21 protein-coding genes and 1 tRNA gene are annotated in these 20,992 nt (G+C 66.0%); 10 read left to right on the top strand and 12 right to left on the bottom strand.

Going from position 1 to position 20,992, the window contains the following annotated elements:
• Positions 1-68: 68 nt before the first annotated feature.
• Both ACSQ1X_RS00260 and ACSQ1X_RS00255 read left to right on the top strand, forming a co-directional pair.
• A complete protein-coding gene (locus tag ACSQ1X_RS00260; RefSeq protein WP_436056222.1) occupies positions 69-1,196 on the top strand; it encodes an L-talarate/galactarate dehydratase in 1,128 nt (375 codons plus the stop codon).
• 10 nt (positions 1,197-1,206) lie between these two features.
• A complete protein-coding gene (locus ACSQ1X_RS00255) occupies positions 1,207-1,902 on the top strand; it encodes a FadR/GntR family transcriptional regulator (RefSeq protein ID WP_055797481.1) in 696 nt (231 codons plus the stop codon).
• Positions 1,903-1,951: 49 nt separating this feature from the next.
• Here the strand turns inward: ACSQ1X_RS00255 and ACSQ1X_RS00250 are convergent, their stop codons facing one another.
• Positions 1,952-2,887: a LysR family transcriptional regulator gene (locus tag ACSQ1X_RS00250; RefSeq protein ID WP_436056221.1), complete on the bottom strand. Its 936-nt coding sequence runs from the start codon at positions 2,885-2,887 to the stop codon at positions 1,952-1,954.
• Between the two features lie 122 nt (positions 2,888-3,009).
• Here ACSQ1X_RS00250 and ACSQ1X_RS00245 point away from each other — a divergent pair, with 122 nt between their 5' ends.
• A complete protein-coding gene (locus ACSQ1X_RS00245) occupies positions 3,010-4,311 on the top strand; it encodes a glucarate dehydratase family protein (protein ID WP_436056220.1) in 1,302 nt (433 codons plus the stop codon).
• Positions 4,305-5,336, top strand: a complete 1,032-nt coding sequence (locus ACSQ1X_RS00240; protein ID WP_436056219.1) for a 2-hydroxyacid dehydrogenase — start codon at positions 4,305-4,307, stop codon at positions 5,334-5,336. Before ACSQ1X_RS00245 ends, ACSQ1X_RS00240 begins: the two co-directional genes overlap by 7 nt.
• Here ACSQ1X_RS00240 and ACSQ1X_RS00235 read toward each other — a convergent pair.
• From ACSQ1X_RS00235 to ACSQ1X_RS00210, 6 genes are read right to left on the bottom strand one after another with little or no spacing between them, the layout of a single operon-like run.
• The gene (locus ACSQ1X_RS00235) at positions 5,329-6,054 is read right to left on the bottom strand and encodes a sulfite exporter TauE/SafE family protein (protein WP_436056218.1); all 726 of its coding nucleotides are present in this window, start codon (positions 6,052-6,054) and stop codon (positions 5,329-5,331) included. The genes ACSQ1X_RS00240 and ACSQ1X_RS00235 overlap by 8 nt on opposite strands.
• 10 nt (positions 6,055-6,064) lie before the next feature.
• Entirely contained in the window at positions 6,065-7,114 is a 1,050-nt protein-coding gene (locus ACSQ1X_RS00230) for an ABC transporter ATP-binding protein (RefSeq protein WP_055797474.1), read from the bottom strand.
• Positions 7,107-8,255: an ABC transporter ATP-binding protein gene (locus ACSQ1X_RS00225; RefSeq protein ID WP_436056217.1), complete on the bottom strand. Its 1,149-nt coding sequence runs from the start codon at positions 8,253-8,255 to the stop codon at positions 7,107-7,109. The genes ACSQ1X_RS00230 and ACSQ1X_RS00225 overlap by 8 nt, the downstream gene beginning before the upstream one ends.
• Positions 8,252-9,250, bottom strand: a complete 999-nt coding sequence (locus ACSQ1X_RS00220; RefSeq protein ID WP_436056216.1) for an ABC transporter permease — start codon at positions 9,248-9,250, stop codon at positions 8,252-8,254. Before ACSQ1X_RS00220 ends, ACSQ1X_RS00225 begins: the two co-directional genes overlap by 4 nt.
• A gap of 8 nt (positions 9,251-9,258) precedes the next feature.
• Complete coding sequence (locus tag ACSQ1X_RS00215) at positions 9,259-10,188, bottom strand: ABC transporter permease (protein WP_436056215.1); 930 nt, start codon at positions 10,186-10,188, stop codon at positions 9,259-9,261.
• Between the two features lie 26 nt (positions 10,189-10,214).
• Positions 10,215-11,774 carry an ABC transporter substrate-binding protein gene (locus ACSQ1X_RS00210; protein ID WP_055797471.1) on the bottom strand — a complete coding sequence of 520 codons (1,560 nt, stop codon included), beginning with the start codon at positions 11,772-11,774 and terminating at the stop codon, positions 10,215-10,217.
• Between the two features lie 308 nt (positions 11,775-12,082).
• Between ACSQ1X_RS00210 and ACSQ1X_RS00205 the strand changes: the two genes are divergently transcribed.
• The 3 genes from ACSQ1X_RS00205 to ACSQ1X_RS00195 all read left to right on the top strand — a co-directional run bounded on the left by ACSQ1X_RS00205 (position 12,083) and on the right by ACSQ1X_RS00195 (position 14,975).
• Entirely contained in the window at positions 12,083-13,033 is a 951-nt protein-coding gene (locus ACSQ1X_RS00205) for a 2-hydroxyacid dehydrogenase (protein ID WP_436056214.1), read from the top strand.
• Positions 13,030-13,422: a universal stress protein gene (locus tag ACSQ1X_RS00200; RefSeq protein WP_436056213.1), complete on the top strand. Its 393-nt coding sequence runs from the start codon at positions 13,030-13,032 to the stop codon at positions 13,420-13,422. Before ACSQ1X_RS00205 ends, ACSQ1X_RS00200 begins: the two co-directional genes overlap by 4 nt.
• 173 nt (positions 13,423-13,595) lie before the next feature.
• The gene (locus ACSQ1X_RS00195; protein ID WP_436056212.1) at positions 13,596-14,975 is read left to right on the top strand and encodes an MFS transporter; all 1,380 of its coding nucleotides are present in this window, start codon (positions 13,596-13,598) and stop codon (positions 14,973-14,975) included.
• A gap of 85 nt (positions 14,976-15,060) precedes the next feature.
• On the opposite strand, the gene ACSQ1X_RS00190 is transcribed toward ACSQ1X_RS00195, so the two are convergent.
• The 4 genes from ACSQ1X_RS00190 to ACSQ1X_RS00175 are packed head-to-tail and all read right to left on the bottom strand — an operon-like array spanning position 15,061 to position 18,669.
• Complete coding sequence (locus ACSQ1X_RS00190; protein ID WP_436056211.1) at positions 15,061-15,882, bottom strand: ABC transporter permease; 822 nt, start codon at positions 15,880-15,882, stop codon at positions 15,061-15,063.
• The gene (locus ACSQ1X_RS00185) at positions 15,879-16,703 is read right to left on the bottom strand and encodes an ABC transporter permease (RefSeq protein ID WP_436056210.1); all 825 of its coding nucleotides are present in this window, start codon (positions 16,701-16,703) and stop codon (positions 15,879-15,881) included. Before ACSQ1X_RS00185 ends, ACSQ1X_RS00190 begins: the two co-directional genes overlap by 4 nt.
• Before the next feature lie 29 nt (positions 16,704-16,732).
• Entirely contained in the window at positions 16,733-17,566 is an 834-nt protein-coding gene (locus ACSQ1X_RS00180; protein ID WP_436056209.1) for an ABC transporter ATP-binding protein, read from the bottom strand.
• Positions 17,567-17,571: 5 nt separating this feature from the next.
• Complete coding sequence (locus tag ACSQ1X_RS00175; protein WP_436056208.1) at positions 17,572-18,669, bottom strand: ABC transporter substrate-binding protein; 1,098 nt, start codon at positions 18,667-18,669, stop codon at positions 17,572-17,574.
• A gap of 168 nt (positions 18,670-18,837) precedes the next feature.
• Between ACSQ1X_RS00175 and ACSQ1X_RS00170 the strand changes: the two genes are divergently transcribed.
• On the top strand, positions 18,838-19,263 hold the full coding sequence (locus tag ACSQ1X_RS00170; RefSeq protein ID WP_436056207.1) for a VOC family protein: 426 nt from the start codon (positions 18,838-18,840) through the stop codon (positions 19,261-19,263).
• Positions 19,264-19,318: 55 nt separating this feature from the next.
• On the opposite strand, the gene ACSQ1X_RS00165 is transcribed toward ACSQ1X_RS00170, so the two are convergent.
• A tRNA-Leu gene (locus ACSQ1X_RS00165) sits at positions 19,319-19,401 on the bottom strand.
• A 364-nt stretch (positions 19,402-19,765) separates the two neighbouring features.
• On the opposite strand from ACSQ1X_RS00165, the gene ACSQ1X_RS00160 reads away from it, so the two are divergent.
• Together ACSQ1X_RS00160 and ACSQ1X_RS00155 are read left to right on the top strand one after the other, a co-directional pair.
• Positions 19,766-20,512, top strand: coding sequence for an FhaA domain-containing protein (locus tag ACSQ1X_RS00160; RefSeq protein ID WP_055797452.1), 747 nt, complete (start codon positions 19,766-19,768; stop codon positions 20,510-20,512).
• Positions 20,509-20,991, top strand: coding sequence for an FHA domain-containing protein FhaB/FipA (locus ACSQ1X_RS00155; RefSeq protein ID WP_055797451.1), 483 nt, complete (start codon positions 20,509-20,511; stop codon positions 20,989-20,991). Before ACSQ1X_RS00160 ends, ACSQ1X_RS00155 begins: the two co-directional genes overlap by 4 nt.
• Position 20,992: the final 1 nt, after the last annotated feature.

The raw sequence follows: 20,992 nt of genomic DNA, 5'->3' as shown, positions 1-20,992 counted from the left end.
AAGTTTCCAACTTGTAGCATAAGGAGTGCGGGCGACGCTGCCCCCTACCGATTTTCCGAGGAGCCCCCATGAGCACCGTAGACCTCATCCGCCACGTCAAACTTTCCACCGCAAGGCTTCCCCTTGCCGTGCCGATCAGCGACGCCAAAGTGTTCACGGGCCGCCAGAAGCCCATGACCGAGGTGGCCTTCCTCTTCGCTGAAATCACCACCGAGCAGGGCCACAGCGGCATTGGCTTCAGCTACTCCAAGCGCGCGGGCGGACCGGCCCAGTATGCGCACGCCAAGGAGGTGGCCGAGGGCATCATCGGCGAGGACCCCAACGACATCGGCAAGATCTACACCAAGCTGCTCTGGGCTGGCGCCTCCGTGGGCCGCTCGGGCGTAGCCACCCAGGCACTGGCCGCCATAGACATCGCCCTGTACGACCTCAAGGCCAAGCGCGCCAGCCTGCCCCTGGCCAAGCTGCTGGGCTCCTACCGCGACTCCGTCCAGACCTACAACACGTCCGGCGGCTTCCTCAACGCCTCCCTGGACGAAGTCAAGGCCCGCGCCACCCAGTCCATCGACGAAGGAATCGGCGGCATCAAAATCAAGGTGGGCCTCCCCGACAGCAAAGAGGACCTGCGCCGCGTCGCCGGAATCCGCGAACACATCGGCTGGGACGTGCCGCTTATGGTGGATGCAAACCAGCAGTGGGACCGCGCCACCGCACTGCGGATGGGCCGGCAGCTGGAGGAGTTCAACCTCATCTGGATCGAAGAGCCGCTGGACGCCTACGACTTCGAGGGCCATGCCCACCTCGCCCAGGTCCTGGACACCCCCATCGCCACCGGCGAGATGCTGGCCTCCGTGGCCGAGCACAAAGGCCTGATCAACGCGAACGGCTGCGACATCATCCAGCCCGACGCCCCCCGCGTCGGCGGCATCACGCAGTTCCTGCGCCTGGCCGCCCTGGCGGACGAGCGGGGACTGGGGCTCGCACCGCACTTCGCCATGGAGATCCACCTGCACCTCGCCGCCGCCTACCCCCGCGAACCATGGGTGGAGCACTTCGACTGGCTGGACCCGCTGTTCAACGAGCGCCTCGAAACGAAGAACGGCCGCATGCTGGTTCCGGACCGCCCCGGCCTCGGCGTGACACTCAGTGACCAGGCCCGCGCCTGGACCACCGAGTCCGTGGAGTTCGGCGCGTAACCTTGAACGCATGAGCCGGAACCTGACCGCGGACCTCGCCGCCGATCTTCGCACCCGCATCGTTGACGGCGTCATCCAGCCCGGCGACAAGCTTCCCAGCGAAAACACGCTGATCGGCGAGTTCGGTGTGAGCCGCACGGTGGTCCGGGCTGCCCTGACCCGGCTCCAGGCTGAAGGACTGGTGGAAACCGAACGCGGGCGGGGCAGCTTCGCGCTGACCCCGCCCCCGCACGGCGATCCGCACTCCCCCGGCGGACGGCCGGTGGCAAGCCTTGAGGACCGGCTCCACCTGCTCGAGTTCCGCATCGGCGTCGAGGCGGAGGCCGCCGCCCTCGCCGCCCGCAACCGGACGGACCGGCAACTGAAGGCCGTCCTGAGCGCCCTGGAGGAGTTCACTGCCAGCGGCGACCACCCGGCGCATGCCATGAAGTCCGACTACGAATTCCACAAGGCCATCGCCGCGGCGACGGGAAACCCCTTCTATTCGGACTGCCTCGCGTCCCTGGGCCAGACCATGATCGCCATGCCGCGCACCCGGCTGATGACCGGCGTCGAACACTACGCCCGTGACCACTTCGAACAGGTGGTCCACGAGCACGAATCGATCTATGCGGCCATCGCGGAAGGTGACGTGCCGTCGTCGTCTGCTGCCATGCGCAGCCACCTGGCCAACTCGAGGCGACGGCTCAGGGACGGACGCCAGTAGCGGCGGCCGGCTCCTGCCGGCCGGGGCGCCGGGGGGCCGGGTGGGCCGCTCAGGCGTTGAGGTCAGCGAGCCGTTCAGGCGTGTCGATCAGCCTGAGGAGCCGCAGGACTGCGGGGTTGGCTGTTTCTTCATTCCATGCCAGCTCCAGGTCCACGCGGTTCAGCTCCTGGATGCCGTGCCTTCCATCAATCTCGTGGAATTCCACCCCGGCGGGCGCGAAAGCCATGGCCGAAGCGGGGACTAGCGTCACCCCCAGACCCGCCTGGACGAAGGCCAAAAGGGCCGGAACCTGGCTGGCGTACTGGGTGATGTTGGCATGGGCGCCGGCGCTGGCAAACAGCCGGAGCACCAGGTCGTGGAAGTACCGGGCCTCCTTGGTGGAATACATCAGCAACGGCAGACGGTCCAGGGACCCAAGCGGCAGCGGCTCCCCCTTCGGCGCCGCCATGTTGCCCAGCAGTGAACTCCCCTCCGGCAGCGCCACCACCAGGCGGTCCTGCATGAGCGGCCGGGACACAACGCCCGGCCGGGCGACGATGGGCCGCAGCAGGCCGATGTCCACGCTGCCCTTCACCAGCCCGTCCATCTGGTCCGTTGAGACCAGTTCCCGGAGCACAAAGGACACTCCCGGCATCCCCTCCGCGGCGCGCCGCAGCATCAGCGGCAGTGCGCTCTGGCCGGCAATGGCGGTGTACCCCACCGTGATGGCGCCTGCCTCGCCGGAGGACACCCGGCGGACATCCAGGTCGGTCTTGATGCACATATCCAGGATCTGGCGTGCCCTCGGCAGCAGCGTGGCGCCCGCGGCGGTCAGCTCCACCTTCCTGCTGGTGCGGCCGAAGAGCTGGGTTCCCAGCTTCTTCTCGAGCATCTGTATCTGGCGGCTCAGCGGCGGCTGGGTCATGTTGAGCCGCTCGGCCGCCGCGCCAAAGTGGAGCTCTTCAGCGACGGCAACGAACGCCTCTAACTGGGGTAGGGAAAACATTCATACCTTTACTGAATTGTTGAGTGCACAAATTAGCTTGGACTTGGATCGATGACTCCCCTTATGGTCGGTGAACGGAGCAGGTAAATCAACCCCCGAGGCAACCCAAGGAGCACAGCGCTGTGGACCAGGCATACGATCCCGCCCAGTACATGAACCAGGCCAGGATTACCGGCGTCTCCATCACGCCGGTGGCCTTCAAGGACCCGCCGCTCCTGAACACCGTGGGCGTTCACGAACCGTTCGCGCTGCGGGCCATCGTGGAGGTCCAGACGGATGCCGGCGTATCGGGCTTCGGTGAAACCTACGGCGATGCCGGCCACATTGCCCGGCTCCGGCTCGCGGCTGCGGCCGTTCCCGGGACGGACATCTTCAACATCAACGTGCTGCGCAGCCGGATCGCCCAGGCGCTGCAGCAGGACACCATCCAAGGCGGCCACGGCATGAGCGGCATGGTCACCGGTTCGAGCACAGCCGACCGCGTGCTGTCCGCGTTCGATGTCGCCGCCCTGGATATCCAGGGCAAACTCCTCGGCCGCCCGGTCAGCGACCTCCTGGGCGGCGCCGTCCGTGGCTCCGTGCAGTTCAGCGGGTACCTGTTCTACAAGTGGGCGGGCCACCCGGGCCAGGAGGACGACGCCTGGGGTGCCGCCCTGGACCCTGCCGGGATCGTGCAGCAGGCCCGGACCATGGTGGACCGCTACGGCTTCAGCGCACTCAAACTGAAGGCCGGCGTGTTCCCGCCGGAAGAAGAGATCGCGGCCATCCACGCCCTCCGCGCCGAATTCCCCGGCCTCCCCCTCCGCATCGATCCCAACGGCGCCTGGACAGTGGAGACCTCCATCCGCGTGGGCAAGGAATTGCACGGCGTCCTGGAGTACCTTGAGGACCCCACACCAGGCATTGACGGCATGGCGGCCGTCCGCCGAGAGGTCGGCATGCCCCTGGCCACGAACATGTGCGTGGTCAGCTTCGCGGACGTGGCCCCTGCCGTGGCGGCCGGCGCCGTGGACGTCATCCTCTCGGACCACCACTTCTGGGGCGGCCTCCGCCGGACCCAGTTCCTGGCCGGCATCACCGAGACGTTCGGCTTGGGGCTGTCCATGCACTCCAACTCCCACCTTGGCATCAGCCTCGCCGCCATGGTCCATTTGGCAGCGGCAACCCCCAACCTCGACTACGCCTGCGACACGCACTGGCCGTGGAAGGACCCGCCGGAGGATGTCATTGCCGGCGGTGTGTTCACGTTCAAGGACGGCGCCGTCCAGGTCCCCACCGGGCCCGGCCTCGGCGTCGAGGTGGACCGTGACGCCCTGGAACGCCTGCACCGCCAGTACTTGGACTGCGGGATCACCAGCCGGGACGACACCGGCTACATGCAGCGGCTCCACCCGTCCTACGAGCTTCAGGGCCCCCGGTGGTAACCACCGGGGAGCAGGCTCCGGACCGCCTGGAATCACTGAAGATCGTGGTCACCGATCCCATTATCAGCCGCTTCGAGGACCGGTTAAGGTCCGACGGCGGCACTCACCAGTGGGACATGGCTGCGGCTTGGACTCCGGAACGCCGGCTGGACGCACTGGCGGGCGCCGACGTCGTGGTTTGCTCCTCCCTGGGCCCCGTGGAAGCGGAGGCTGCCGGCCGCGTGCGCCTGGTCCACGTCACGGGTGCAGGCTACGACAAGATTTCCTTCCCGCACCTGGCGCCGTCGGCTCTGGTGGCCAACACCTTCCACCACGCACGGCCCATCGCCGAGCACGTCCTGATGGTCACCCTGATGCTTTCCCGCAATGTTGCGGCAGCCGACCGGGAGGTCCGCCAGGGGCAGTGGCGGACCATCGCAACGGCCGACGACGTGCCGTTCCATCCCGTCCTCGCCGACCTGACCCTGGGCCTGGTGGGCCTGGGATCCATCGGCGCCGAGGTCGCCCGCATGGCCGGATCGCTGGGCATGAAAGTCCGCGCTGTGCGGCGCAATCCTGCGGCCGCCCTGCCGCAGGGGGTCAGCCTCGACCGGGTAGGCGGAAATAATGAGCTCCACGAACTCCTGGCGGCGTCCGACGTCGTGGTGGTGACCGTGCCGCTGGATCCCGGCACGGAAGGGATGATCGGGGCGGCGGAACTGTCCGCCATGAAACCGTCAGCGTTCCTTATTAACGTGGCACGCGGGCCGGTGGTGGATCAGGCGGCACTGTACGCGGCCCTGAAGGAGCGGCGGATCGCCGGAGCCGGCCTCGACGTCTGGTGGGGATCGCCCGCGGACGGTGTGGTTCCGCCTGCTGAACTGCCCTTCGCATCCCTGCAGAACACGGTGCTGACCCCGCACCATTCCGGCCATGCACGCACCACCTTTGAACGCCGCGCGGGAGACATCGCCGCCAACATCCGGCTGCTTGCACAGGGCGGGGAGCTCGTGAACCTGGTGCCGCGGCCCGTTCCGGCTACGTAGCCGCCAGGACCAGCTGCACGATCAGCAGGGCGCTTCCCAGCGCTGACGCACCCAGGGCCAGGGCCTTCAGGCGTGCGGCATTGAGGAAGCGGTTCACGAACCGGGATGCCGCGTAGCCGCCAACGGCCGCAGGAACCATCCAAAGCGCCAGTGAAAGCATGTCCGTGGTAACAGCTCCTGCCAGCCACAGCATTGCCATGGAAATGGATGAGCCCACCATAAAGAAGGCGCTCATGGTGCCGCGCAGCCGGGGGCCGTCGTGCCCGTGCCACACCAGGGCCATGGGCGGTCCCCCGATGGACGTGGCGGTACCCATGATGCCGGAGGCCGCGCCGGCAGCGATCAGGTTGGCGCGGACCGGCCGGGGAGCCCAGCCGCGGCCCGCCAGCACCAAACCGGCCAGCACCACCGCCACCACCACCCACGCCAGGCCTTCGCGGGACAGTGCCGTCACCAGCCACGCGCCCAGGAAGCTCCCGGGAATCCGGCCCACCAGGGCCCAGCCCGTGCCTCGGAGGTCCAGGCTTTGCCGCTCCCGCACGGTGACCATGAGGGTGACGAGCAGAGCCAGGAGGATCAGGGTGGCGGGAAGCAGCGCAGGATCCACCATCGCGATCACCGGCGCTGCCAGCATGCCCATGCCGAAGCCGCTGGAGGCTTGCAGGCAGGCTGCCAGGAAGATCACCCCGGCTATGACGGCATATTCGGCACCAGTCACTCGGGGCCCGTCACTGGACGGGCACAGCGGAGGTAGCAGTGGCAGTTGCCGCGGCGCCGGTCAGGCCCTTGAGGGAATCGAGCGGGAAATGGCATTCCGCCACGTGCCGCGTGCCGTCAGGGGCTGCCAGGACCTGCGGTTCCGGTGATACTTCGGCGCAGATATCCTGCGCCTTCCAGCAGCGCGTCCGGAAGCGGCAGCCCGACGGCGGATCCAGCGGAGAGGGCAGCTCACCTTGAAGGACAATCCTGTCCCGTCTGGTTCCGCTGACGTCCAGTTTCGGGGACGCCGACATCAGGGCCGCCGTGTAGGGGTGCCGGGGATGGTCAAAGACTTCCTCGGTGGCCCCGGTCTCGATGATTCGTCCGAGGTACATCACAGCCACCCTGTCCGCCACGTGGCGGACCACGGTCAGGTCGTGCGAGATGAAGATGTAGGAAACACCGAGTTCCTGCTGGAGCTCATTGAGCAGGTTCAGGACCTGCGCCTGCACGGAAAGGTCCAGGGCCGAGACGGGCTCGTCGAGGATGATGACGTCCGGGTTCAGGGCCAGGGCCCGGGCGATCCCGATGCGCTGGCGCTGGCCGCCGGAGAATTCCTGCGGCGACTTGCGGGCATCGGAGGGACGCAGCCCCACCATGTGCAGCAGTTCACTTACCCTTGCCTGGCGCTCCCGGGACGTCGGGTAGAGGCCGCGGTGGGTGGCCCACGGTTCGGCGATGATGTCGCCGGCGTTCATCCGGGCGTTCAGGGAGGCAAACGGGTCCTGGAAGACCATCTGCACGCGCCGCCGCCAGCTCAGCAGTTCCTTCCCGCGGAGCCCGAAGGGGTTGGTTCCTTCGAAGGTCACGGTCCCTTCATCCGGTGTTTCCAGCATCATCAGGGTCCGCGCCAGGGTGGACTTGCCGCAGCCGGACTCGCCCACCAGTCCCAGGGTCTCACCCCGGCCCACGGTCAGGCTGATCCCGTCCAGGGCCTTGAGCCGGGTGTTGCCGCTGGCGCTCCTGGCCACGTGGAACGTCTTGGTCAGGCCCTCGATTGTCAGAAGCGGCTCAGACATTGCTGATCTCCTCGCTGAAGTGGCAGGCGGCCGTGCGGGCAGGCCGCGGCTGGACGCCGGAAGGGATGTTCACGGGGGTGCCGCCGGTGCCCGCCGCTCCGGCTGCCGGGCGGGCTTCGCCTACCGGGCGGGCTCCGGCTACCGGGCGGAGCACGGGACGTTCGGCCCGGCAGATGTCCTGCACCAGCGGGCAGCGGGACTGGTAGACGCAGCCGGACGGGATGTCGTGGAGCTCCGGCGGGCTGCCGGCAATGGACTTGAGCTTGGCGCCCCGCTCCAGGTGGACGGGCACCGATTCCAGCAGCCCTTTGGTGTAGGGATGGCGCGGGTCTGCGAAAACTTCGGAGACCGGTCCGCTCTCCACCACGTTGCCGGCGTACATCACGGCCACGGCATCGGCTTCCTCGGCCACCACGGCCAGGTCGTGCGTAATGAGGATGACCGCCATCTGGCCCTCCTCACGGAGCTTCCGCAGAAGCTGCATGATCTGCGCCTGGACCGTGACGTCCAGTGCCGTGGTGGGTTCATCGGCGATCAGCAGGCGCGGGTTGAGGGCCACGGCCATGGCGATGAGGATGCGCTGGCGCATGCCGCCTGAGAACTGGTGCGGGTAGGAAATGATCCGGGATTCCGGCTCGGGAATGCCGACGCGTTTCATCAGGTCAATCGCTTCAACCCGGGCTTCCTTGGCGCTGAGCCCGCGGTGGATGCGGAAGGCTTCGCCCAGTTGCGTCCCCACCGTATAGACGGGGTTCAGGGCAGTCAGCGCGTCCTGGAAGACGATGCCCAGCTCGGGCCCGGCAAACTTGAGCCGTTCCTTGGCGCTGAGTGCGGCGAGATCGATGCCGTTGAGGACGATCTCGCCGTCGGCGAGGTCGCAGACGGGGTCCATGATCCCGGCGAGTGCCTTTGCTGTCATGGACTTTCCGCACCCTGATTCCCCGAGCAACGCCAGTGTCTCCCCGGCACGGGCTTCGAAAGCCACGCTGTTGACGGCGCGCACGGTGCCGCGGTGGGTGCGGATGTCCACGGCAAGGTCACGGACCTGCAGGACGACGTCGTGCGCCTTGGTCTGGCCTGTGGCAGCGCGGGCAGCCTCGCCGGTGCGCTGGATGGGGGCTTGCTGGGCGGCTGTTTTCACGGCTGTGCCTCCTTGGCTGGGATACGGGCGATCAGCCGCTTGCGGGGAAGTGCCAGGCGCCATCGCTGGGCCGGATCGGTGGCGATCCGCAGCCAGGCGGCGAGGACGTTGGCGGCGATGGTTGTGACCACGATGGCAACGCCGGGGAAGATCGAGAGCCACCAGGCGGTCTGCAGGTACTGCCGGCCCTGGGAGACCATCAGGCCCCAGCTGACGTCCGGCGGCTGGATGCCGATGCCCAGGAAGCTCAGGGAGGACTCGGCGAGCATGACGTAGCAGAACTCGAGGGTGGCCAGCGTCAGGAGCGTCGGCAGCACCACGGGGATGACGTGCCGGAGGATGATCGCATTGGGTTTGGCACCAAAGGTCCGGGCGGCGTCGACAAATGTCCGGCTCTGGAGTTCCGCCGATTCGGCGCGCGCGGTGCGCAGGTAGATCGGGATGCGGGTGAGTGCCAGGATAAGCACGATGTTCGCCGCACTGGGGCTAAAAACGTAAAGCACGACGACGGCGAGCAGCAGGGACGGGAAGCTCATGATCACGTCGGCAATGCGCATGGACACGTTCTCCCGCCAGCCCCGGTGGTAGCCGGCCCAGACGCCCCACAGGGAGCCAACGACCAGGGCCACGGCCACCGCGGGCAAGGCGACGGACAGGGTGGTCCGGCTCGCCACGACCAGCCGGGCCAGCATGCTGCGGCCCAGCGAGTCGCTGCCCAGGAAGTATTCCCAGCCGTGCGCCAGCGTGAATGGTGCCTTGTTGGCGAACAGCAGGTTCTGTTTGGTGGCCAGATCGCCCATCAGCGCAGGGCCAACCAGGGCGGTCAGGCCGATAACGATCAGGATCAGCGCAGAGACGGTGGCAAAGCGGTCCTTGAGCAGGAGGCGGAAAAGACTCAGCTGTCCCACCTGCTTTTCGTCCTTCTTTTCGTTCTGGAGTTCGCGGGCCGCCGGCAGCTTCTCCGGCGCCGCGCCCTCAGTCAGTGAACTCTTCATGGCTACTCCTAGGCCCTAACCGTGACGGGCCGGACGCGCGCGTCCAGCAGCGCGTAGCCCATGTCGATAAGGATGTTCAGGGCAAAAATCGCGACGGCGGTGAGCAGGACGGCTGCCTGCAGGACGGCGAAGTCCCGTTGCAGGATCGAATCGATCATGAGCTTTCCAATGCCCGGCCAGCCGAAGATGGTCTCCACCACCACGGCGCCGTTCACGAGGCCCACGGTCAGGTCGCCGGCCACCGTCAGTGCGGGGGCGGCCGCGTTGCGCAGCGCGTGGTGCGTGACCACCCGGAGTTCGCCTGCTCCGCGGCTGCGGGCCAGTTTGATGTAGGGCTCCGAGAGGGCGGAGACCATGGAGCCGCGGACAATCTGGACCAGCACGCCGAACGGCCGCAGGAGCAACGTGGCGATGGGCAATACCCAGGCGCCGGCCCCCGACACACCGGATGTCGGGAGCCAGCCCAGGGTGATGGCGAAGACCCAGATGCCCACGATTGCCAGCCAGAAATCCGGTATCGAGGCTGCAGCCATGGAGACGAAACTTGAGATGCGGTCCGCGATGCCATTCGGCTTCAGCGCAGCCCAGCACCCGACCACCAGCGCCAGCAGGACAGCCAGCACCATGGTGGTGGCGGCCAGCTGCAGGGTGGCCGGGAAGGCGCGCAGTGCCATGGCCGCGGCATCCTGCCCCGTGCGGAGTGACTGTCCGAAGTCGAGCCGGAGCACTCCGCCGAAGTAGTCGGCCATCTGTACCAGCAGCGGCTGGTCCAGTCCATTGCGTGCGGTGAAGTCGTCGCGCATCTGCTGGGTGGCGTTCAGCGGCAGGTACAGGCTGGCAGGGTTTCCCGTCATCCTGGCCAGCGCGAACACACCAACGATCACCACCACCAGCGGCAGAGCGCTGGAGACAATCCGCTTTCTCAAGTAGCTCAGCATGGCTGTCCTTATCTCCGGGGTCCGGGCTAGTTTGCCGGCGTCATTTCCGAAACACGCAACTCGTCGCCACTGGACGAATTGGGCGTGTACTTCACGGACTTGGCCTTGCCGATGATGCCGGTCTGGTGCGAGATGTGGGCAAACTGGACCACTTTGTCGTTCTGGTACGCGAAGATGTCCTCAAAGTCCTTCTTCCGCTCGTCGCCGGAGGCCGCATCCGCCTTCTTGATCATGGCGTCGAACTCGGGGGTGCCGAAGTAGCTCTGGGCTCCGGTGGACAGCATGTACTGGTCCACGGTGAAGGCTGCATCGCCGGCCTGGTTGCCGTGCTGGGTCATCAGGGCCACCGCGCCTTCATCATCGGAGAAGGGACGGACCTGGTAGGTCAGGTGCTGGCTGGTTTCGAGCATCTTGAGCTTGACGTTCAGGCCGGCCTGGCTCAGCTGCTCCTGGAGGACCTGAGCGAGCTCAGTGATCTTCGGGAACTGCGCGCTCCGGACTACCAGCGAGATCTGCGCGGACGTATCTACGCCGTCGGCCTTGGCGTCGGCAACGAGGGACTTCGCCTTGTCCAGGTCGAACGGCCAGGCCTTCAGCGCCGCGTTGTGCCCCACGATGCCTTCGGGAACCAACTGGGCAGCCACCTGGTGCTTGCCCTGGTAGAGCGAGTTGACGATTCCCTCCTTGTCGAGGGCGTAGTTGACTGCCTGGCGGACACGGAGGTCGTTGAGCGGCGCTTCATTGGCATCGAGCCGCAATGCCACGGTCTCGTTGTTGGGGTAGTCGACGCCAAGGTCGCCGATGTTGTCGTCCGGGCTCAGTCCCATGGCAACATCTGCCTCGCCGCTGGTGATCATGGCAGCGCGCACTGAGCTCTCGGAACGCCACTGGTACTCCGCCTTGGCGTAAGCGGGCTTGTCCCCCCAATACCCGTCCCAGCTGGACAAAGTGATCTTCTGGCCGGCGTCCCACTTCTCGATCTTGTAGGGACCCGTGCCGATCGGCTCACGGACCTTCGCCGTGGTACTTGTGGACGTCGGCACCACCTCGAGGAACGAAAGGCGCAGCGGCAGGATGGGATCAGGTTCGGGAGTGGTGACGGTCAGGGTGGTGGCATCCACGGCCTTCACTGCGAGGTCCGCGTCGCCGAAGACGTAGCCTTCCACGTTGCAGCCGAGCTTGGAGTTGACTGCCCTTTCGATGGTGAAGGCGGCGGCTTCGGCATTGAACGGCGTGCCGTCCTGGAAAGTCACGCCTTCGCGCAGCTTAAGGGTCCACTCAGTATCCGTAGTGGCCTTCCATTCAGTGGCGAGCTTGGGCTCGAGTTCGCCGCTGGTCGGGTTGCGTTCAATCAGCGGTTCGGTGACGTTAGAGCGCACCACTACACCGGTGGAGGTCAGGTTGGACTCACAGGCTTCCAGTGTGGGCGGTTCCTGGCCGAGAACCACGCGCACCGTGTTCGAGGAGGCGGCGCCGGCGTCGGAATTGGCCACCGAACAGCCGCTCAGACCGAGCACCGCGACGGACGCCAGGGCCGGCCATTTGAGCAAGGCGGCGGGAAATGGGGACTTTGAAGAAGACGTCATTGGATTCCTCCGAATTGGGTGTTTGCGGCAGGGGTGGGCTCGTGCACCAGTGGAACCGGGCAACAAGATCAGGTAGTTCGGGCCGCGCTGGACTCAAGCTAGTTGAGGTCCACAGGCTCCACAAGGTTTTTACCGGCCGCCGGTGGCGCGCGCCGGGGCCGGTTCCAGCCACCGACGCCCTGTGACGGGCACCACTATCCCGGAAATCCGCGCGGTTACGCCGGAGTACCTCAATCGATTCACTTACGGCATCGAACAATGCCATTTACATGTTGGACGCGTATGGATCCGAAACCTAGGGTGCAGATATGAAGAACACCGCCGTCCTGCAGGTAGGGCCACTCATGCCAGCCGTTCAAGAAGCCATCCGGAGCGAGTACGACGCCGTGCGCCTCCCCGACTCAACCCCCGAGCGGGAAGAATTCCTGCATCTCCACGGCGGATCCTTCGAGGTCGCCGTGACCTCGGGCAAGTTCGGCGTCGGCCCCGACCTGATGCGCGCACTTCCCAGCCTGCGCGCGGTCATCAACTTCGGTGTCGGCTATGACACCACGGACGTTGCCCAGGCCGCCCGGCGCGGCATCACGGTCAGCAACACCCCCGACGTCCTCAACGACTGCGTGGCGGACACCGCAATCGCCCTGTACCTGGACGTCCTGCGTCGGGTGAGCGCCGCGGACCGCTTCGTCCGCCGTGGTGACTGGCTCAGCAAGGGCAACTTCCCACTCGCCACCAAGGCCAGCGGCAAGAGAGTGGGCATCCTGGGGCTCGGCCGGATTGGACGGGTCATCGCCCGGCGCCTGGAAGGCTTCGACTGCAACATCAGTTACCACAGCCGCAATCCGGTGGACGGGGTCAGCTACGCGTACAAGGCCTCACCGCGCGAACTCGCCGCCGGTTGCGACGTCCTGATTGTCGCCGCCGCCGGCGGGTCAGGCTCGGCCAAACTCGTGGACGCCGCCGTCATCGACGCGATCGGGCCGGAGGGCTACCTGATCAACATCGCCCGGGGAAGCGTGGTGGATGAGGACGCCCTTGTGGCTGCCCTGCTGGCCGGGCGGCTGGCCGGGGCCGGCCTGGACGTCTTTGCGGAGGAGCCAAAGGTCCCGGAAGACCTCCTCGCCCTGGACAATGTAGTCCTGCTGCCCCATCTGGGGAGCGGAACCCACGAAACGAGGGCCGCAATGGCAGAACTTACGCTCGCGAACCTGCGGCAGTTCGCTGAGTCCGCTTCGGTCCTGACGGCGGTGCAGGCATGAGCGTCGCAGTGGGATACGTGGCCGGACAGGAGGGCCGCGCCGCCCTGAGTGCCGCCATCGGGGAGGCTGCACTGCGAAAGACCGCGCTGCAGATCATGGGCCCTGTTGCGGGCGACGCATCGGCCGAGGCGGAGGGGGACATCCGCGAAGCCATTGCTGCCGCGGCCGCAGCGGGCGTCCAAGCTACACTCCGCCCTAACGAGGGCAGCGACGCAGCGGACGTCATGATCGACGCCTCCTACGAGGAGGATATTGAACTGATAGTGATAGGAGTCCGGCGGCGCTCCCCGGTGGGGAAACTGTTCCTCGGCAGCACTGCCCAGCGCGTCATCCTTGAGGCCGGCTGCCCGGTCACGGCGGTTAAAGCCGAGGTCGGACCGCGTTCGTGAGCACCGGGGCGACCCGCAGTGCGCCATAGGTATCACGCAATGCAAAAAGCGTGTTGGACGTGCATCGCTGCAGGTGAATAAAGTCTAGGGAAAGCTGTGGCGAGGACCACAAAGGGCTGGCCTCCCGGTCCCCCGCACCGCAAGATTTTTCACCGATACAGAGGATTTTTCCCATGCAGTCTGTCGACATCGCTGTCACGGATCTGGCGTCCGCCACCAAGAAGTTCTTCCGGCGCGTCCTGCCCATCATGCTGGTCATGCTCGTCTGCAACCAGCTGAACCGTTCGAACATCGGCTACGCCCACGAGCACCTGGAAGCGGATGTCGGCATCGGTGCCGCCGCCTACGGTTTCGGGGCTGGCCTGTTCTTCATCGCCTACGCGATCTTTGAACTGCCCAGCAACGTGATGATGGAGAAGTTCGGCGCCAGGGTCTGGCTCACCAGGATCATGGTCAGCTGGGGCATCGTTTCCTTCCTGATGGCGTTCGTGCAGAACGAAATGATGTTCTATGTGCTGCGCTTCCTGCTGGGAGCGGCTGAGGCCGGGTTCTTCCCCGCCGTCATCTTCTATTTCGCCCGCTGGGTACCGGCCGGCCAGCGGGGCAAGGCCACCGCCATTTTCATCGCCGGTTCCTCGGTTGCCGCCGCTCTTTCGGGACCCATCGCAGGAATGCTGCTCAGCCTCCAGGGTGCGCTGGGATTCCGCGGCTGGCAGTGGCTCTTTGGTTTCGAAGGACTGCTCTCCGTCGTCGTTGGCATCACCGTGTACTTCCTTTTGGACGCCAGGATCGAGGACGCCAAATGGCTGACCCTCAAGGAAAAGGCTGCGCTCATCGGCGCCATCGCCAGCGAGGATGCCCGGCACAACCCTGCCACGGGCAAAGGCGGCGAACAGGGTAATAAGGTCAACCGCTGGAAGATGCTGCTGAACCCGCAGATCCTCCTGCTGTGCGGCATCTACTTCTCAGTGCAACTGTCCATCTACGCCAACACCTTCTGGCTGCCCAGCATCGTCAAGCAGATCCCCGGCACCACGGACCTGAGCGTCGGCTTCCTGTCCGCCATTCCCTGGGTCTGCGCCGTCGTCGCCATGTACTTCGCAGCCAAGTGGCAGGACAAGGCCACATCCAAGCGTCCGCTGCTGGTGGTTGCCCTGCTCGTGGCCGCTGTGGGAACGTTCGCGGCAGCCGTCGCCACTCCGGTACTGGCGTTGGTGTTCCTGGCTGTGGCCGCGATGGGTTTCAAGAGCGCGTCGCCCCTGTTCTGGACCATCCCCCAGTCAGGACTGCACCCCCTGGTCCTTGCACCGGCCATCGCCGTCATCAACTCGCTCGGCAACCTGGGCGGCTTCGTGGCCCCGTTCGGCTTCGGCATCATCAAGGAACAGACCGGAAGCGTGGTCCCGGGACTGTTCGCCCTGGCGGCGGCGTCCACCCTCGCGGCCGGTCTGGTGTACTTCCTCAAGGAACGGACGACGACGGCGGAACCGCCCGCCGTCGTGCCCGCTGACGGTGCCGCGACCGTAACCCGCCAGCCTGCCGCAACCCGCTAGGTATCCCCCTCGCAGCTAATCCCCGCCCCATGGTCGCATCCCCCGGCAACGCCAAGGGGAAAAGACCGCGGGGCGGGGAATCCCGCTACCCGGACGCTGACGGCAACCTCCCGGACCTCCGCAGCATGGTTTCCTCAAGCAGCGCCACCACGGTGTAGAGGATGATCGACACCAGGGTGATCACCACCACCGACGCCCACACCTCGTTGTTCCTGGCCCGGGACACGGCAGAGATGATGGCGTAGCCGATTCCCTTGCCCGTGGCGAGCCACTCTGCCAGCAGCGCGCCGGTAATCGCCCCCGGAATGGAGACCTTCACCGCGGTGAAGAAGGCAGGCAGGGACGACGGCAGGGCGACCTTCAGCAGGGCGGTCCAGCGTGATCCGCCATAGACGTCGATGACTTCGAGCATGGCCGGGGAGGCCGAGCGCAGCCCGAACACAATCGTGACCAGGGCGGGGAACAGCACCACGATCCCGCCGATGGCCGCGACCGCCGGTTCCTGCCGGCCGAAGATCAGGATAATGATGGGTGCCAGCGCCACGAGCGGAACGGAGCGCAGCAGCATGGCGACCGGCATCAGGGCGTTCTCCACACCGCGGAACAGGACGAACACACCGGCAATCATCACGGCGCCCACCATTCCCGCGGTGAACCCGAAGAACGCGTCCACCATGGTCTGGCCGAGGTTCTGCAGGACGGCCTGCCGGTTGGTTTCCGCGGCCGGGACAGCGAACAGGAAGTTGAACACGTCCAGTGGGCCCTTGCCGACAAACGGCGAGATGTTGAAGACCTTGAGCAGCGCAACCCACAGCAGCAGCACCACGGCCAGGGAAACCAGCAGGCCCACACCCGCGCGGCCCGCGCCTTTCAGTGCGGCCACGCCGGCCGCCGTTGCCGGCCTCATGATGCCCCCTGGCGCCCGGAGGACCACGGGGTCACGAACCTTGCCAGCAGCGCGAACACTCCATAGCCGGCCCCGGCAACAAGGCCCGCCACCAGGGCAACACCCCACGCCCTGGCGATCTCGAGGTTCTGCTGCGCATTGACCAGCGCCGGGCCGATCCCCCGGTCCACGCCGCCCACGTATTCGCCCAGCACGGCTCCCAGGACGGCGGCCGGGACGGCGATCTTCAGCGCGTTCAGGATTCCCGGCAGTGCGGAAATGAGCTGGACCTTCACCAACTGCTTGAGCCGGCCCCCGCCGTAGACCGCCACGAGGTCCAGGCTGGCCCGGTCCGCGCTCTTCAGCGCCGCCAGCGCGCCCACCACGGTGGTGAAAAAGACCGAGATGCCCGCCAAGAGGACGGCCGTGCCGGACGACTCCCCGCGTGCGGGCGAACCGATGACGATGAAGGCCAGCGGCCCGATGGCCACGATGGGCAGGCAATAGCTGATCACCGCCAGCTGGGTGACCAGACGTTCCAAGGACGGAAGCACCAGGACACTCGCGGACAGCAGCAGCGCCGCGGCGTTCCCCCACAGGTACCCTGCGGACGCCTCCGACATGGTCACTACAAGGTTGGGCCAGTAAAACCCGACGCCGTCGCTCGCCAGTTGCCCCAGGACTTCCGGCGGCGTCGGCACGGCACCGCCGGAACCGTCCGCACTGGCGCCCACCCCGGAAAGAACCGTCGCGGCGACCAGCCACCAGAGAGCAACGGTGGCCGCCACGCCGATCCCGGCCGCGGCCCATGGCGGCAGCGGCCGGGCCGCCGTCGTACTCACCCCCCTCTTACTTAACAGGAAAGGCCGCGTCACGGTGACTCCACTTCCTCAAGGCGTGCGCCGGCGTCGCCGAACAGGAGCTCCGACGCCCGGTCACACAGGGCATGGAATTCCGGCGTGCGCATCATCTCCGGAGTCCGGGGGCGGGGCAGGTCCACGGTGATGATTTCCTTGATCCGTCCCGGCCGGGCGCTCATCACAGCCACCACGTCGGAGAGGAACATGGCCTCGGCGATGCCGTGGGTGACCATCAGGGTCGTGGCGGGCTTCTCCGTCCAGATCCTAAGGAGCTCCAGGTTCAGCCGCTGGCGGGTCATGTCGTCCAGTGCGCCGAAGGGCTCATCCAGCAGCAGCACCGACGGCTTGAGCGCCAGGGCCCGGGCGATGGACACCCGCTGCCGCATGCCGCCGGACAGCTGGGCCGGCTTTGCCTTTTCGAAGCCCTTCAGGCCGATCAGCTCCACCAGATCCTCCACCATCGCGTGGTCAACAGGGAGGCCTGCCACCTCGAAAGGCAGCCGGATGTTGGACACCACGCTCCGCCAGGGCAGCAACGCCGGATCCTGGAAGGCGATCCCCAGTTCATGCCGCGTCCGCAGCTCGGCCGGCGTGTGGCCGTCCACCGTCACTTGCCCGGTGGTGGGGGTTTCCAGGCCGGCAAGAATCCTCAGGATGGTGGACTTGCCGCAGCCGGAGGGTCCCAGCAGGGAGAGGAACGTCCCCTTGGACGTCATCAGGTTGGCATCCTCCAGTGCCACCACGCTCATCCGGCCCATCCGGAAACTCTTGCCCAGGTTGCTGAGCGATATGCCTGTCCCGGAGAGCAGCCCTGCTGCGACGGCTTCCGTGCTCACGTCAGTCATGCGTCCTACTTAAGGTCGGGGTTTTCGGCGTAGACCTCATCGAGGAGGCTCAGGTCGAAGATCGCGTCCGCGGTGGTGTCATAACCGGCGAGCTTGAGGATCTCGATGTTCTTGTCCATCAGTTCCTTGGAAACCGTGAACAGGCCGTTGCTGTCCGTCTCGGGCGTGGCAATGAGCTTGGTGTTCTGGGCTTCCGCCTGGCCCTTTTCCTTGGCCATGGTCAGGCCCAGCTCCTTGCCGTAGACCTCGACCGCGAGCCGTGCCGACTCCGCCGGATCGGACAGGGCATCCTTCCAGCCCTTGATGGTGGCCACGAGGAACGCCTTCAGCTCCGGCCGCTTGTCCTTGATGGATTCCTCCGTGACCACGAAGCTCTCGGCAATGAAGGGAAGGCCGTTGTCCGCGAACGGCAGGACCGCCGTCTTGTGCCCGCCCAGCTCAAGGGTGAGCACCTCGTTGGTCAGGTACGCAAAGAAGCCCTCGACGTCGCCGTTCAGCAGCGGCTGCGGATCGTACTGCACTGGCACCTTGGTGACCTTTGATGCATCGATCTTGTTGACCTCCAGCAGGGCATCGAACAACGTTTCATTGACGCCGGCCTGGACGCCGATCTTCTTGCCGATGAGGTCTTCCGGGGCGGTGATGGAGTTGGCCGCCAGCGAAACGATGGTGAACGGGTTCTTCTGGTAGGTGGAGCCAATGATCTTCAGCGGCGCACCCTCGTTGAGGACCACAGGAGCAACACCCACGGGCGAGGAGGTGCCCACGAAGGCCTTGCCGGACAGGACCATGGTCTCCGCCGAGGCCCCTCCCGGGCCACCGGCTATCAGGTTGACGGCGCTAAAGCCCGCCTCCTTGTAATAGCCCTTGCTGTCGGCAAAGTACTCGCCGGCGAATTCCGCATTCTTCAGCCACGAAAGCTGGACCTCAAGCGTGCCGAACTCGGCGGCCGCCCCGGAAGCCGTGCCTGAAGCGGCCGGAGCCGTGGCGCCCGATTCGGCTGCGCAGCCGGTCAGCGCCACCAGCGCCGCCGACGAAAATCCTGCCAGCACCATCCGCCGCGATGGGCGCAGTGGTCCTTTGTCCGAACTGAAAGCCGTCATTCTTCTACTCCAAATCGGCAGGCGGTCACATGTGAAAGCGGCCCCCGGGGGCCGTCTGGCACCGACACTATGGAACGGTTGTTTCAGGAATCTGCTTGAGCCGTTTCAGCGAAGTTAACTGTCATTTAGCCATGGCGGCTGCACCCGGTTCCGGCGTACGGTACGAACATGACAACCGGAAACAGCGAACAACCCACCGTGCGGCAGCTACGGCTCGTGGTGGAGGCTGAGGACTACGACGCCGCCGTCGCGTTCTACCGGGACGTTCTCGGGATGCCGGAAGAAGCAGCGTTCCAAGGCGACGGCGGTGCCCGCGTGAGCATCCTCGATGCAGGCCGGGCCACGCTCGAGCTCTCAAACCCCGCCCAGGTCCGGCTGATTGACAGCGTCGAGGCGGAAGGCCGGCCCAGCGCACGGCTCCGCGTCGCCCTGGAAGTTGATGATGCAGAGGGCGCAACCCGAAGGCTCGTCGAAGCGGGGGCCACACTCATTGCCGAACCCAGGGAAACCCCGTGGCGGTCCCTGAACTCCAGGCTGGACGGGCCGGCGGGACTTCAGCTCACCCTGTTCCAGGAGCTCGACGCCGGCACCTAAAGCCTCGACTTAAAGCAAAGAGCCCCGGTCCTAAGACCGGGGCCCTTCATTTGCGTGCGCGAGGGGGGATTTGAACCCCCACGCCCTTTCGGACACTGGCACCTGAAGCCAGCGCGTCTGCCGTTCCGCCACTCGCGCGCAACTTCTTTCACTCGAAAAGGAGCCCGTTTTCCGGACTGCCAACCTCGTAAAAGCAGCGAGATCAAGCATAACGGACAACCACGGGAAAACACCAATCGGCCTTCCCGGGACCCGGCATGGCAGAAAAATCGTGCAGGTCAGGCACGTGGATACGCCTGTGCGGAGACGACGAAAGGCCCTCGGCGGCTCAGCCCCTCATGAACTAATCTCCGCGCCCCGGCGTTGTGCATTAAGGTCATTCACAGCCCCGGCCAGTAGTATCAGATGTAGGAGTGCCCGTCCCCGGCGCACTCCCGGCAATGTTGTGAACTGAGTTCCGAATCGTGTGCTGCCGCGCAGCCGTAGGGAGAGGAGAGGTGCCATGGGAATGCTGGACAAAGTCGAGCGCGGCATCGAAAAGGCCGTCCGCGGTGTCTTCTCCACCGGTTCGAAGGCCCAGGTTGAGCCTGTGGAAATCGCCAGCCGGCTCCGCCGGGAAGTTGACCACAAAGCCATCACCGTCGCCGCTGGACGAACACTTGCCCCCAACGTGTTTGACGTCCGCCTCAGCGAGGATGACTTCAAGCGGGCGCAGGAATGGGGCACTCCCCTGGCCGAGGAACTCTGCGACGTAGTAATCAACCACGTCAGAAGCCAGGGCTACACGCTCCGCGGCTCGGTCCGCATTTCCTTCCGGCGCGACGAGGCAATCCGCGCCGGTGACTTCGAAATTGATTCGAAAACAGAGAACGCCTCCGGTTCCGCCGTGGCCCCGCCGATGCCACGGAACAACGTGCCCGCCGCGCCGAGCCGCCAGCCGGTTCGCCTTCAGCCGGTCCTGGACATCGACGGCCAGCGCTATTCGCTGAATGCCGCCTCCATCGTTTTGGGCCGGTCATCGGAGGCTGACATCCTGGTGGATGACACCGGGGTTTCACGGCGCCACCTCGAAATCCGCACCACAAACGGCACAACAGAAGCCGTAGACCTGGGATCCACCAACGGCAGCTACGTCAACGGACACAAGGTTGTCGGCAGCGTCGACCTTACTGACGGCTCCACCATCACGATGGGACGGACCAAAATCATCTTCCGCCTTTTGCCCGCCAACTCCGGTGGCCGCCCGTGAGCGAACTGACCATTACGGCCCTGCGGTTCGGATTCCTCCTGCTGCTGTGGGTCCTTATCTTCAGCATCGTGTCCGCCATGCGACGGGACCTGATGATCGGCAGGAAGGCGGCCATGGGCGCTCCCACTGCCCGCCAGGTACGCAAGCACCCCGAACTGGCAGAAACGGCACCGCCGCCCGCGAAACAGCAGGCCCGCCAACTGGTTGTGACGGAAGGCCCGCTTAGGGGACACACCATTCCTCTGGCGGAAAGTCCCATCCTCCTGGGCCGCGCGCAGGAGGCCACGCTGGTCCTTGAGGACGATTATGCCTCGGGCCGGCACGCCCGGCTCTTCCCGCAGGGCAGCCGCTGGTTCATCGAGGATCTAGGCTCGACCAACGGCACGTACCTGGCCAATCAGCAGCTCACCCGCGCCCTCCCGGTGGAGCTCGGTGTCCCCGTGAGAATCGGCAAGACGGTCATCGAATTGAGGCCATAGC

Source organism: Arthrobacter sp. LjRoot78, from assembly GCF_964254335.1.
Taxonomy (GTDB): domain Bacteria; phylum Actinomycetota; class Actinomycetes; order Actinomycetales; family Micrococcaceae; genus Arthrobacter.
This window is presented reverse-complemented; position numbering and strand designations above follow the sequence as displayed.